The organism is Frankia sp. AgKG'84/4 (assembly GCF_023242965.2).
In the GTDB taxonomy this organism is placed as follows: domain Bacteria; phylum Actinomycetota; class Actinomycetes; order Frankiales; family Frankiaceae; genus Frankia.
The window spans coordinates 1-13,294 of sequence record NZ_JALKFU020000090.1 but is presented as its reverse complement, the minus strand read 5'-3'; the positions used below and the strand labels follow the sequence as shown (position 1 = coordinate 13,294).

Annotated in this window: 8 protein-coding genes; 2 read left to right on the top strand and 6 right to left on the bottom strand. The window is 72.9% G+C overall.

The window, feature by feature from the left end; all coding sequences use genetic code 11:
• Positions 1–62 precede the first annotated feature (62 nt).
• The 5 genes from MXD58_RS08715 to MXD58_RS08695 form a co-directional block, all read right to left on the bottom strand.
• Positions 63–1,406 (bottom strand): glycosyltransferase family 4 protein, encoded by a 1,344-nt coding sequence (locus MXD58_RS08715; RefSeq protein WP_248838402.1) that lies wholly within the window; start codon positions 1,404–1,406, stop codon positions 63–65.
• 36 nt (positions 1,407–1,442) lie between these two features.
• Positions 1,443–3,032 carry a glycosyltransferase gene (locus tag MXD58_RS08710; protein WP_248838401.1) on the bottom strand — a complete coding sequence of 530 codons (1,590 nt, stop codon included), beginning with the start codon at positions 3,030–3,032 and terminating at the stop codon, positions 1,443–1,445.
• Positions 3,029–4,555: a glycosyltransferase family 2 protein gene (locus MXD58_RS08705; protein ID WP_248838400.1), complete on the bottom strand. Its 1,527-nt coding sequence runs from the start codon at positions 4,553–4,555 to the stop codon at positions 3,029–3,031. Before MXD58_RS08705 ends, MXD58_RS08710 begins: the two co-directional genes overlap by 4 nt.
• Positions 4,552–6,009 (bottom strand): ABC transporter ATP-binding protein, encoded by a 1,458-nt coding sequence (locus MXD58_RS08700; RefSeq protein WP_248838399.1) that lies wholly within the window; start codon positions 6,007–6,009, stop codon positions 4,552–4,554. Before MXD58_RS08700 ends, MXD58_RS08705 begins: the two co-directional genes overlap by 4 nt.
• Positions 6,010–6,126: 117 nt before the next feature.
• Positions 6,127–7,041: an ABC transporter permease gene (locus MXD58_RS08695; protein ID WP_248838398.1), complete on the bottom strand. Its 915-nt coding sequence runs from the start codon at positions 7,039–7,041 to the stop codon at positions 6,127–6,129.
• Between the two features lie 590 nt (positions 7,042–7,631).
• On the opposite strand from MXD58_RS08695, the gene MXD58_RS08690 reads away from it, so the two are divergent.
• Positions 7,632–10,220 carry an HAD family hydrolase gene (locus tag MXD58_RS08690; protein ID WP_248838397.1) on the top strand — a complete coding sequence of 863 codons (2,589 nt, stop codon included), beginning with the start codon at positions 7,632–7,634 and terminating at the stop codon, positions 10,218–10,220.
• Positions 10,217–11,839 carry a class I SAM-dependent methyltransferase gene (locus MXD58_RS30650; RefSeq protein ID WP_248838396.1) on the top strand — a complete coding sequence of 541 codons (1,623 nt, stop codon included), beginning with the start codon at positions 10,217–10,219 and terminating at the stop codon, positions 11,837–11,839. Before MXD58_RS08690 ends, MXD58_RS30650 begins: the two co-directional genes overlap by 4 nt.
• Positions 11,840–11,884: 45 nt before the next feature.
• On the opposite strand, the gene MXD58_RS08680 is transcribed toward MXD58_RS30650, so the two are convergent.
• A partial coding sequence (locus MXD58_RS08680) for a WD40 repeat domain-containing protein (RefSeq protein WP_250609179.1) occupies positions 11,885–13,294 on the bottom strand: 1,410 nt, incomplete at its 5' end.

Sequence of the window (13,294 nt, the reverse complement as noted above, 5' to 3'; positions counted from 1 at the left end):
GGGTTGGGCTGGGCGTCCTCGCCGCGGCCGCGGCCGTCGGCGTCGTGCTGCTCGCGGTCGCGCTAGGCCGACTCGGCGACCCGGCGGTAGACGGCCGCGGTCAGGTTCGCGGTGCGCGCCCAGGTGAAGGAGCGGGCGTGGCGGCGGCCGGCATCGGCGTCGCCGGGGGACTCGAGCAGGTCGATGATCGCTTCGGCGAGGTCGTCGGCGAAGGAGTTCCGATCCGCCTGCCGGACCAGGCGGACGGGACTGCCGCTGCGGGCGGCGGTCGCGACCGCGCTCCGGGCGGCACCGCCCGCTCCGGTGCCGGCCCCAGCACCCTCGGCGACGGCGAGGAGCTCCCCGACGACCTCCCGCACGGTCGGGATGTCGGCGGCGACGACTGGGATGCCGGCGGCCAGTGCCTCCAGGGGCGGTAGGCCGAAGCCCTCGTACCGGGACGGGAAACACAGCACGCTGGCACCCGCGACGGTGGCCCGCAGCCGGTCGGCATCGAGGTACCCGGCGGTCACCACGCTGCCCGCCGGCAGCCCGGCGAGGTCGAGGGTCGGTCCCCAGCCGGGCGGCCCGACGAGGACCAGCGGCGGCGCGCCGACCCTGGCGGCGTGCAACCGGCGGACGGCCTCCAGCAGGACCGGCAGGTTCTTGCGCGGTTCGACGGAGCCGACGAACAGCAGGTACCGCTCGGGCAGGCCGTGCTCGCGCCGCCAGGACGCCGTCGGCACGGCGGTGTCGAACCAGGCGTCGTCGACGCCGAGCGGGGTCGGGGTGACCAGCGCGGGGTCGAGCCGGTAGGCGCTGATCACCTCGTCGGCCACGGCCCGGCTCGGGGTGAGCACGGCGGACGCGCGCCGCAGCCCCCGGGGCACGAGGTCGCTGTACCGCGCCGACGCGGCGCTTACCGTGTCCGGGGTGCGCAGGTAGGACAGGTCATGGACGGTGACCACCCCGCGGGCCCGGCGCAGCGGCGGGAGCACGAAGTTGGTGCCGTGCACGACGTCCGCGGGCCCGGTCAGCCATTCGACCGGCGGATGTTCCCCGCGGATCCACGTCTCGTGCAGCAGTCGCGCCGGCGCCCGCCGGGCCGCCACCCGCACGCCCGGGGGCAGGCTGCCGGCGAGCTCGTCCAGCCCGCGCCAGGTGAACGCGGTCGCGGCCAGGTCCCATGACGCGCCCGTGCCACCACTGCCGTCCGTGCCGCTACTGCCGTCCGTGCCGCTACTGCCGTCCGTGCCGCTACTGCCGTCCGTGCCGCCACCGTCGGCGGCGAGGCGGGCGAGTCCGGCGAGCAGATGCTCGGTGTAGCGACCGACCCCGGTGCGCCGACCGAGCAGCGGGGTGCCGTCGAGCACGATCGTCGTCCGGCGCCTGCCCGCGGGCGGGCCGGCTCCTCGTGTCACATTCACCGGCTGGCCTCGCTCTCGGTCACGGCCGCGATCGGTTCAGGGCTGGTAGAGCCGGTGGCGCTGCGCGATAGCGAGCCACTGGCGGGCGAAGGCGGCGTCGGAGTAGGTGCCGGCCCGCTCGGTCGCCGCGGCGGCGAGGCGGCCGCGCAGGCCGTCCTCGGCGGCGAGGCGTCGGGTGAAGAACGCGACCTGGTCCGGGCCGGTCCAGCGGTAGCCGTCGATGCCGTGACGCACGATCTCCCGCTGCCCCGCCCGGTCGATGACGACGGGCACGCAGCCGCCGGCCATCGCCTCGACGGTCGTCATCCCGAAGTGTTCGGCGGTCCAGGGCCGGCGACGGTCGTCCTCGCCGTAGCCGGTCGCCGACCAGAACACCGAGCTGGTCGACAGCAGCCGTTCCACCTCGGCCCGCGGGGCGTTGGGGTGCAGGTGCACCGGCAGTCCCGCGCCGGCGGCCCGGACCTGCTCCAGGTAGGGCAGCTGGGAGTCCTCGCAGCCGCCGACGACGTGCATGCTCCAGCCGGGCAGCTCCCCGGCGCGGGACAGCTCACCGAACCACTGGACCATTTCGAGCTGCCGCTTGGCGTGCCCGAGGCCAGGCATGAAGAAGCGCCCCACGGTGATGACGGCCCGTTCGCGCACCGGCTCCGGATGCAGGCGGTCGACCTGGATCGGGGGGAACAGCACGTCGGCGTCCCGCTTCCACAACCGGCCGATCCAGCCGCGGGTGAACTGCGAGTTCGCCATGATCACGTCGTAGTCGTCGAGATGGCCGAGGTCGGCCGGGTCCCGCAACAGCCAGGGGAAGCGCAGCGGCAGGCGGGCGATCGGCCCCTCCCCGCCGTCGGTGACCCGTGGGCGACTCACCGCCACCCCGAGCTCCCGCACGTCCGCGGCACCCGGCGAGAACGCGTCGCTGACCAGGGTGAGTTCGGTGCCTTCGGCGGACGGCGGAAGCGGCACCTCGAACGGGGCGAAGTCCGGGCCGATCTCCAGCTTCGCGAGCACGTCGCCGGCGGCGTCGAGGACCCGCAGCGACGTGCTGACGGGCGCCCCGGGCCGGCCGATGTCGGCCCGCAGCGTGCGGCGCTCGCCGGGGCTCACGGCGAGGATCCCGTTGCCGTTCGTCCAGGTCCACTGGCGCCGGCGGCCGCCTTCCGGCGGGTACCAGCCCTGGCCGAAGCTCACCGCGGGACGTATCCCGCGCAGCAGCGGCCCGGCGGTGCGCACCGCGGCCTTGCGCCACGGCGCCATGTCGTGGTCGAACGGCGTCGGAAAGAAGCACAGGTACGCCGAGCGGCGGGATCGCGGCTCGATGCGGCTCATGTACGAACCGTTGACGAACAGGTCGTAGTCGGCGGAGCGCGCGGCGACGTCCTCCTCACCCCGGTCCGGCAGCCGCACGTAGCGGCAGCCGGACAGGTCGAGGCCGAGGTGGCTGCCGACCTGGTCGAGGTCGACTTCGGAGTGGCCGAGGATGTCGACGTCGGCGCCGTGCGCCGCCAGCACCTGGGCGATCATGCCGTTGTGGCGCTCACCGCCGCCCATGGAGTGCCAGAACCGGTTGTAGACCGCGGCCCGGACCCCGCGCGCCGGCCGCTCGGCCCGGTCCGTCTCGGTGCTCATCGCCCGACCAGCCAGCTCTGCAGGCTCGCCCGTCGTTCGGTGGCCGTGGCACCGATCTCGCGGCGGGCACGCAGCATGCCGGGCAGCAGCCGCAGGTAGGAGGCGATCACCCGGAGGCGTAGCAGCGTCGGACGCACCGCCGGCCGGCTGCGGGCCTGCCACGCCTGGCGCAGCGTGCGCACGGCGATGGACGCCGTCGTCACCGGGTAGCGCACCACCGCGGACAGCGCGACCAGCGCCGTCGCGTCCTTGGTGAGCATCAGCAGGCGATTGCGGTCGGTGTGGAACACGAACAGCGGCGACCACTCGACGCTCGACGCCGAGTGGATGTGCCGCAGCACCGCGCCCGGCACGTAGCGGATGGCCTGCCCGCGGGCCCGGATTCGCCAGGACAGGTCGGTGTCCTCGTAGTAAAGGAAGAACGCGTCGTCGAACCAGCCCAGCTCGTGGCCGAGGGAGGCGCGGATGGCCATCCCGTTGCCGCAGGCGGTGAAGACGTCCTCCGGCTGGTCGAACTGCCCGGTGTCGACCTGCTGGTAGCCGCGGTCGGCTCCGTAGCCGTCGACGAGCACGATCCCGCCGACGTTGTTGATCACGTCGACCCGGGGGGCCTCACCGCCGACGGTGACCGTCACGGTGGTCGACTCCGGTCCGACGGCGAGCTCCGCGCGGCCGCCGCCGGTGCCGGTGCTGGTCGGGCCGTCCCAGCTCAACGTGACCTGCTTGCGGGACTCCGCCGCCCAGGTGAACCCGAGGGTGACCGGTCCGCCGTCGGGGATCGGCACGCACAGCTCGCCCTCCCCGCGGGTCCAGAAGTAAGGGGACTTCGGCGGGCCCTCGGCGCCGTAGGTGAGCTTCTCCCAGAGGACCTCGCGCAGCGCCTCCCGCCCGTCGACGGTGACCGAGGAGACGCGGATGCCCAGTTCGCGGGAGTCGTGCGGGCCCGGGATGAAGGTCGGCGTGTGCAGTCGGATCCGCAGGAACCGCGGCAGGAACACGACCTTGCCGGTGGTGGCGCCCAGGTGCCGGCCGCCGGGTTCGGCGAACGGCGCCAGCAGCGCCGCGAGCCAGGTCGGCTCGGGGACCGCGTCGTTGTTCACCAGCACCGCGTACGGGGTGGTGACCTGACGAAGGGCCAGGTTGTTCCCGCCGGCGAAGCCGAGGTTGCGGTCCGACGCGACGACGCGCACCCATGGGTACCGCTCGGCGAGTAGTTCCCGGGAGCCGTCCGCCGACGCGTTGTCGACGACCCAGGTCTGGAAGGCGAAGCCGGTCTCCTGCTTGGCGATGCCGTCGAGGCAGGCGGGGAGGAGATGGGCGCCGTTCCAGTTGACGATCACGACGGTCGCGTACGGCCGCGCCGGTCCGTCGCCGGCACCCTTCGCCGCGACGTCAACGACCGCCGGGCCGGACGCCACCGCGCCGGCCACCGTCGGGTCGGGGGTCGCCACGTCGGCTGCCGCCACCGAGGTGTCCGGGGGGCGGCTCGCCGCCGGACCGGTTGTCCCCGCCTGCTCCGTCATCCCCGTAGCCTCGCCTCGTAGTCAACCTTGAGAAGCCCGTCCGCCTGCGATCCGTTGACGCCGAACAGCTCCTCGAAACGCCTGGTCGTCACCGGTGCGCCGGTGCTGGCATCCGAGACGTGCACCTTGACGGCGAACGCCCCGAGCAGCTCGGGCAGGTGCGGCACGGTGAAGTCGATGACGTGCCGGCCCGGCCCGACGCGGAACCCACCGGGCGGCGACTCCATCATCCAGATCGGCACCTCCTCCTGCCCCACGATGTAGGCGTGCAGGTAGACGTGCTCGGGCGCGCCCTCGGTGACGTCGAGTTCGACGCTCACGGTCAGCTGCTCGTCCGGGCCGTACTGCACCATCAGCGGGCCGCCGGGTTCCGCGGCGAAGGTCACCGAATGCGGGCGGACGGTGGCGAACTGCCAGTCCACCGGCCCTTCGGCGGGCAGGCTGCCGAGCTTCTGGCGCAGCAGCTTGGTGCCGACCGCCGGCTGCCCGTCGTAGATCAGCGTGCCGGACTCCAGGACGAGGACCCGGTCGCACATGTTCTCGATGAGGTCGAGGGAGTGCGTGACGAACAGGATCGTGCGTCCCTGCGCGCGGAACTCGGCGATCTTGGCCAGGCACTTGCGCTGGAACGCCTCGTCGCCGACCGCCAGCACCTCGTCGACGAGCAGCACGTCCGGGTCGACGTGCACGGCGACGGCGAAGCCGAGGCGGACGTACTGACCGGACGAGTAGTGCTTCACGTCATCGTCGATCTTGTGTCGCAGCTCGGCGAAGTCGACGATCGAGTCGAAGAGGCGGTCGATCTCCCGCTTGGACAGCCCGAGCAGGGAGGCGTTGAGGTAGACGTTGTCCCGGCCGGACAGCTCCCCGTTGAAGCCGGCGCCGAGCTCTAGCAGCGACGCGATCCGGCCCTGCACGGCCACGGTCCCGCTGGTCGGGCGCAGGATGCCGGCCAGCACCTTGAGCAGGGTGGACTTACCCGACCCGTTCGCGCCGGCGAGGCCCACCGTCTGGCCGCGCCCGATCGTCACGTCGATGTCCCGCAGCGCCCAGAAGTCCTCGCCGGCGGGCCCACCGCGACGCACGAACCGTTCCTTCAGGCTGGTGGCCCGGTTGTGGTATGAGACGAACCGCTTGCTGATCCCGGCGCCATTGATCACCACGGCCGTGTCCGGTACGGGTTCGACCGGGCCTGGGTGGGCCGGCGACCCGGCGGAGGCGACCCGGCCGGCCTGGGTCGGCGCGCCCGTCAGGGTGCCGGCACCGGCCACCGGGCCAGCCCCGATCGCCGGGGTCGTGCCGGTCGCCGGGCCAGCACCAACCGGGGCGGTGCCCGTCGAGGCGGCGGTGCCCGTCGAGGCGGTGGTGCCCGTCGAGGCGGCGGCGCCGGTGGAAGGACCCGCGCCGGTCGGGAAGGACGAGCCGCGCTGGTACGCGGACGAGTGTCGGGCCATTACAACTCCTTGCTGGCCGCCGGGGGCGTCCTGCCATGATCGCACCGCGCACTCGGCGGGCTGGCTCCTGGGCTCGTGGCCGGCCGGGGCTCTCCCGCGCGGGCCGCCTCAGCCTCGCTACAGGTCCTCGGCGAAGTCCGCCTGCATCGTGCGGAACACGTGCAACCCGAGCCACAGCAGGGCGAGTGAAATTCCGCCCGCCACGGCGAGATGTTCCAGGTAGAACGAGTACCCGCTGTGCGCGAGAACTGATTTCGCACCGGGTGAGCTGCCCGGCGGTGGATGATAGCCCGCGGGCAGGTGATAGATCGCCCGCTGGAAGGTGATGACCACCACGGCCATGGGGTTCAGCAGGTAGACCCAGGTCCATTCGTGCAGCTTGTCCTGGATGAGGCCGAAGGCGTACACCATCGGGTTCAGCCAGAACCAGGCCAGCAGCGCCACATCGAGCAGGTGGGCGGTGTCGCGGTAGCGCACGTTGAGCGCGCTGACCAGCAGCGACAGCGCCACTGTGAAGGTCAGCGCGACCGCCCCGGCAGGCAGGATCAGCAGCAGGTCGGGCCCGATCAACGGGTAACCGATGATCAGGATCACCGCGAACAGGACGACCAGCTGAAGCAGGAAGTGCACGGCGGCGAACCCGACTGCGGACAGCGGTAGGACGGCGAGCGGGAAACGTACCTTCTTGACCAGGTTCGCATTCGCCACGACCGCGCCGCACGCCGCGGACACACTCCCGGAGAACGCGTTCCAGATCAGCAGCCCGGACATCAGGTAGATGCCGAACCGGGGAATTCCCGACTTCAGCACGATCTGGAAAACGAAGGTGTAGACGACGAGCAGGAGCAGCGGGTTCGCCAGCGACCAGGCGAAGCCCAGTGACGAACCCTTGTACTTGACCTTCAGATCCTTGCGGACGAGATTGCGAAGCAGTTCCCAGCGCACTCTCGTCTGCGCGCGGCTGCGGTGGGCGAGCCGGTGCACGTCCTGGTTGGTTCCCGGTTCCAGGCCGGTCCCCGGCTGCCCCGTCATCGAGCCTCCTGCCGGCAGCGCGGCGTCAGCCAGTTGTGGTGACACGGCCGGTCCCTCCGGGCCCCGGGAGGTCAGAGCGCCGCTCCCGGGCATGGTGTGGCTGGAGCTGCACCTGTCCGCTCCTCACTCGAGACGAATCCTCACACGACATCACACAGAGATCCGACAGTACCGAGACCTGTCGCCGGCCGGCGCGGGCCAGGCCGGGGCCGCAACGTCGGCCTCCGGCTTCGAGGTCACCTACCGTGACGTCCACGGGCTGGGTGACCGGCGCCGGGATGATCCGACGCTCGATGAACTGCCAAAAGCCCGATGCCGGCCGGGTCGATTCTCGTCAGAATCGTGACGGTACCGCGCCTGCGGCGGGTGGGTGACGCCGCCTCTCCCGCACCTCGGCGGATCCGTCAACCCGGTTCGGCTGGGTGAGCACGCCCGGTCCGGTGGCTGGCGTTGGCGGCGGGGTTCATAGAATCGACCCGTCCATCTGGCTTCGGCCGGCCGACGCGGCGGGGGTGATTCCCGGCGTTTCGCGAGCCGTCGGGGCCGACCCGCCGGAGGCGGCCGTCCACGGCCGCATGGAGAGGACGGCCGTGTTCACCGACGTCCGACTACGCGAAGTGTGGTCGCATCTGGAGTCGGGCGGGGCACAGGCCCTGACTCTCGACGTGTTCGACACCCTGCTGTGGCGCATGGTCCCCGAGCCCGCCCACGCGTTCGTGCTGCTGGGGCACCGGCTCGCCGACGCGGGGCATCTGCCCTCGAGCGTCTCGCCCGGCGAGTTCGCCCGGCTGCGCGCGCACGCCGAGCATGTGGCCCGGCTGCGGGCGCAGGCCAGCCGCGGCACCCACGAGGTGCGTCTCGACGAGATCTGGCAGGTGCTGCTGCCGGCGCTGCCGGGCACCGCCGGGGTGCAGGACCTGGTCGACGCCGAGGTCGCGGTCGAGCGCGAGCTGTGCCGGGCGGACCTCGCCGTGGCCGAACTCGCCGAGCTCGCCATGACCAAGCTCGGCCTGCCCGTGTACCTGCTGTCGGACACGTACTTCTCCGCCAGCCAGCTCGAGCGGCTGCTGAACCGGCCCGAGCTCGCCGGCATCACCTTCACCCGGATCTTCACCTCGTCCGACGCCGGGACGTCCAAGAGCGACGGACTGTTCCAGCACATGCTCGCCGCGTCCAACCTCCAGCCCTCCCGGGTGGTTCATCTCGGCGACCATCCCGTCGCCGACGTCGAGGGTGCCCGCGAGCACGGGCTCGTCGCCATCCACTATCCGAAGTACGCCGGTTCCCTACGTCGCACTCTCGACCTCGAAGGGCTGCGTGGCGAACCCGGGGACGACATTCCGATCGACCCCGTTGACGGCGACTACGGCATGACCGCGCTGCGGGCGCGTTCCCTGCACCGGGCCGACGCCCTCGCGGTGCCGGCCGGGCTGCGCCGCTACTGGGAGACCGGGGCGACCGTGTTCGGCCCGGTGTTCACCGGTTTCGCCGAGTGGGCGGTGGAGCGGGCCCGGCACTTCGGCGCCGACCACATTCACTGTCTGATGCGCGAGGGTGACTTCCTGTCCCGCCTGCTCGTCGATCCCGGCGAGGACGTCGGGATCACGGTGTCCACCCTGTGGGCGTCCCGGCAGGTGTGTGCCCTCTCGAACGTGTTCGAGGGCAGCCCGGAGGAACTGCGCGGCTTCCTGGTCCGTCGGCACGCGCCGAGCGTCGGCCAGCTGCTGCGTCAGCTCGGCGTCCGGCTCGACAACATCGCCGGTATCTCGGCCATGGCCGACCGCCGGCTCGACGTGCCCGGCCTGCTCGACGACACCCTCGAGGCGCTCTGCTCCGACGAGCGGATCCGCAGCGAGATCGTGCTGACCGCGACCCGGCTGCGCGAGCGTTACGTGAACTACCTCGACGGCCAGCTGCCCGAGACGGGCCGGATCGTGCTGCTCGACCTCGGCTGGGGCGGCACCATCCAGGCGCTGCTCACCCGCCTGCTCGCGTCCACCGGGCGCAAGGTGGAGGTCCTCGGCCTGTACCTGGCGACGAACCAGGCGGCGATGACCCACCGGCTCGCCGGGCTCGAGCTGGAGGGCTACGTGGCCTCGGGCGGACAGCCCGAGAACCTGGCGAACCAGCTCATGCGCAGCCCCGAGGTGCTCGAGCAGCTCTGCATGCCCGATGTCGGCTCGCTGATCTCGTTCGACGAGATGAGTAACCCGGTGCTCAGCATCGACCGCACGTCGCGCACCCAGGTGGCGCAGCGCGCGGCCGTGCAGGACGGCATCGTCGCCTTCCAGCGGGAGTGGCTGCGCTACCGCCGGTCGGAGACCCCGATGCCCTCGTTGGCCGCACCCGGCGCCCGCCGGGCGGGCCTGCGCACGCTGACCCGCTTCGTCGCCCGCCCGACGCCGGCCGAGGCCAGCGCGTTCGGTTCGTGGGCGCACGACGACAACTTCGGCTCCGACTCCTCCGAGGGCCTGCTGCCGCCGGAGCTCGTGCGGCGCATGCCTTACCTCACGCCGCTCGACATCGACCAGATCTCCATGCGGGAGCTGTACTGGCCGGCCGGCGTCGCCGGGGTCGCCAACCGGCCGCTCGCCGTGGTTGCCGGGCTGGCGGCGGCGGCTGGGGTGCCGGCCGAGGAGGTCTCGCCGGAGGCGGCGGCCGGCCCGGTCGAGGTCTACGTCGACACCGGCGCGGACTTCGTCAACGGGCAGAAGAAGTCCGTGGTCACCCGGTCGGCCCGCGACGGCCTGTCCCTCGTGCGGCTCAGCGTCGAGGCGGTCGGCGCCCGCCGGGTGCGCATCGATCCGGCCGGGCGACGCGGCCTGCTGCGGCTGGACTGGCTTACGCTGTCCTTCCACATCAACAACATCGCCGAGCCGTACAAGGTGACCATCACCTCGTTGGACGACCCGGCCCAGCAGCTCGCCCTCGTTGGCCTGCGCCTTCTCCAGCCGAATCTGCTGGAGATCGTCGGCGACGACCCCCAGTTCGTCTACACGATCGATCTGGCCTCGCAGCCACAGCTCGCCGGGGTCTACGCTCTCGATGTCGAAATGGCCTTCGGCTGGATGGGCATCCGGGGTGAGCCGCTGGCCCTGCCCGGTGCCGGCGCGGCCCGCGACGGGCTGCCCGTCCGGGCCGCCCGCAAGATCCGGCGCGAGCTGGGAGGACTGCGGTGAGCGATCAGGCCGACCCCGTCCCCCCCGCCTCCGAGGCGGCGCCGGAGACGGCTGCGCGCGGCCCGTTCGAGGTCCGCGGTGGGGATGGCCGCCCGCCCGGCGCGTCGATCGCCAGCCCGGACTTTGCCAGCCCGGACTTTGCCAGCCCGGACTTCGCCAGCCCGGACGACGACCCGTCGACCCGTGCCGCCGGCGCGCGGCCGTTCGCCGCCGCCGAGTCCGCCCCGTCCGCTGGCGTCCGGTCCGCCGGAGACCGGGTCGTGGAACACGACGACGAAGGCGAGGTCCGCGACAGCTTCGCCGAGCTCGCGGCGATCGCCGCGGCCGAGCTGGTCGGGATCGGCGCGGCCACCGGCGGGGACGGCGGGGTGGTCGGGACGACCGGGGCAACCGGCGCCGGCGTGCTTGTCCGCAAGGGCGATCATGCTGTGGAGGCGGTGGACGAGCGTGAGTCGACGCTCGCCCCACTGCTGCTGCACTCCCTCGCCGAGCTCCGCGAGATCTGGGTGCCGCTGATCGAGGCGTCCGGCGCCCGCAGCGTGGCCGAGATCGGCTCGGAGAGCGGCGTCACCACCTCGTTGCTCGTGGACCTGCTGCGGCGCGGCGGCGGCGGTCGCCTCGTCGTCGTCGACCCGAACCCGGGTGTCGAGCCGGCCGCCGGCGGCGGGCTGGACGTGCAGGTCATCCGCGGCTACAGCCCGCAGGCCCTCGATGGCCACGCGCCGACCGACGCGTACCTCATCGACGGCGACCACAACTACGCGACGGTGCGGGGCGAGCTGGCCGCGATCGCCGACGCGGTGGACCGGTTCGGCCGCTCCTACTTCCCGATGGTGATCCTGCACGACGTCGGCTGGCCCGCGGGCCGCCGCGACCAGTACTACGCCCCGGACCGGATCGCCGCGGACGACCGGCAGCCGCACTCGTGGGACGTCGGCGTGGAGATCGGTAACACCGGGGTGGTGCCCGGCGGCTTCCGCGGGATGGGGGCGTTCGCCTGGGCGCTGACCGAGGGCGGCCCCCGCAACGGGGTGCGCACAGCAGTCGAGGACTTCCTCGCCGAACAGCCTGAGCTGCGCTTCTTCACGGTCGCGCCGATCTTCGGGCTCGGCGTGCTGGTCGACCGGCGGGCTCCCTGGGCCCGCCGGGTGGCGGACCTGCTCACTCCGTGGGTGTCCAACCGGCTGCTGTCCCGGTTGGAACGCAACCGCGTCGACCTCTACCTGCACGTGCTGCGGCTGCAGGACACCGCGGCGGCGGTCGCCCGCGCCCGGCAACGGCAGTGGTCCCGGCTGGACGACGAGCGTAGCCGGATGGCCGCGACTGAACTCGCGCACCTGCAGCGCGTCGCGGAGCTCGAGGAGGAACTCGCCAGGCTGCGCCGCGCCGAGGCGGAGCGCGCCGAGGCCGCCGGCGGCCGGCCCATCGGTGACGAGCGCACGCTCGTCCACGTGGCCCGGCTCGCGGGTTCGGCGCTGCGCTCGAGGTTGGGACCGGGCGGTCAGGAGAAGCTGTCGAGGGCGCAGACGCGGCTCGCGGACAGCGGCGCGGCCCTGCCCGTTCTGCGCCGCAGAGCGTCCCCGCCCGCTGCCGGCGCGGATCCGGGCGTGCGGCGGTAGCCACCGCTGGCGGCACCCCGCGGTGGTCCCCCGCCCCGGGGTGCCTCAGCACACCGGCTGATACGGGACGTCCGCGATGTACCGTCCCCACTCCGCCTCGCTGATCTGCTTCGACGGGTCCGCGCAGGCTGCGGCGATCAGGCTGGCGTCGTCGATCCGGCTGATCCGCACGGTGTAGTCGTCGCTCGCGGTGGCGATGCCGGAGCCATCCGGGGTCCAGGCCAGGGCCTGGATCCAGTCGCCGTGCCCGCTGATCGTCCCCACGGAGGCCGGCCGTCCGGAACCCGAGACGTCCCACAGGTGCACGGTCGTGTCCCAGCCGGCGGTGGCCAGCGTGCGACCGTCCGGACTGAACGCCAGGTCGAAGACCCACTTCTCGTCGGCCGGGAACGACGCGGCCGCCTGCGGCCGGGACGGGTCACTGATGTCCCAGAGCCGGGCCGTCCCGTCGTAGCTGCCGGTGGCGAGGCGCTGTCCGTCCGGGCTGAACGCCACGGCCCACACGTAGTCGGTGTGCGCGGTGATGGCCGCCAGCGGCCGCGGCCGGCGTGGGTCGGAGATGTCCCAGATCCTGGCCGTGCGGTCGGCGCTCGCGGTGGCCAGCAGCCGCCCGTTCGGGCTGAAGGCGACCTCGTTCACCCAGCTCGTGTGCCGGTCGAGCACGGACAGCGCGTGGGGATCGCGCGGGTCGCTGACGTCCCACAGCCGCGCGGTGTTGTCGTAGCCGGCGGTGGCCAGCGTCCGGCCGTCGGGGCTGAACGCGGCGTCCAGCACCCAGCCGTCATGCCCGAGGATCACCGAGAGCTGGACGGGGGCGCGGGGATTGCTGATGTCCCACAGGATCGCGGACCGGTCGTAGCTGACTGTGGCCAGCGTTCGCCCGTTGGGGCTGAAGGCCGCGTCGAGGACCCACGACCGGTGCCCCCGCAGGGTCGAGACGAGCACCGGATGGTTCCGGTCGGCGATGTCCCAGAGCTGCACCGTGTTGTCGGCGCTGGCCGAGGCGAGCAGCCGGCCGTTCGGGCTGACGTCGACGCCGAGCGCCGAGGCGGTGTGCCCGCGCAGGATCGTGGCCGTGGTGGAGGAGAATGAGGTGCGCAGCGCGGCGCGGGACTCCCGTCCCGGGCGGATCCGGTAGGACGCCAAGGAGAGCCGGGCGGCCAGGTCGGCGTCGGAGTTGCGAACGGCCTCGGCGGCCAGGGCGACCCGCGCCGAAGTCTCCTGCTGGCTCGGCTGTCCGCTGCCGCCGGAGGTCAGGGCCAGCGGCACCAGGGCCGCGATGAGTAGAACCGCCAGGACGGGCGCCGCGATCAGCCCGACGCGGCGCCGGCTCCAGCCCCGGTGTGCCCCGGTCCTCGGATCGCTGGGCGTGGGGGAGCGTCCCCAGGCATCCGGTGCCGCGTCGGGGTCCGCCGCCGGGCCGTCGGGTGGCACCCCGGTGTCGACGCGCTGGCC

Bases quoted from the DNA above. Each gene is read 5' to 3' on its own strand.
- MXD58_RS08710 (WP_248838401.1), bottom strand. From the start codon at position 3,032: ATGAGCACCGAGACGGACCGGGCCGAGCGGCCGGCGCGCGGGGTCCGG.
- MXD58_RS08705 (WP_248838400.1), bottom strand. From the start codon at position 4,555: ATGACGGAGCAGGCGGGGACAACCGGTCCGGCGGCGAGCCGCCCCCCG.
- MXD58_RS08700 (WP_248838399.1), bottom strand. From the start codon at position 6,009: ATGGCCCGACACTCGTCCGCGTACCAGCGCGGCTCGTCCTTCCCGACC.
- MXD58_RS08695 (WP_248838398.1), bottom strand. From the start codon at position 7,041: ATGACGGGGCAGCCGGGGACCGGCCTGGAACCGGGAACCAACCAGGAC.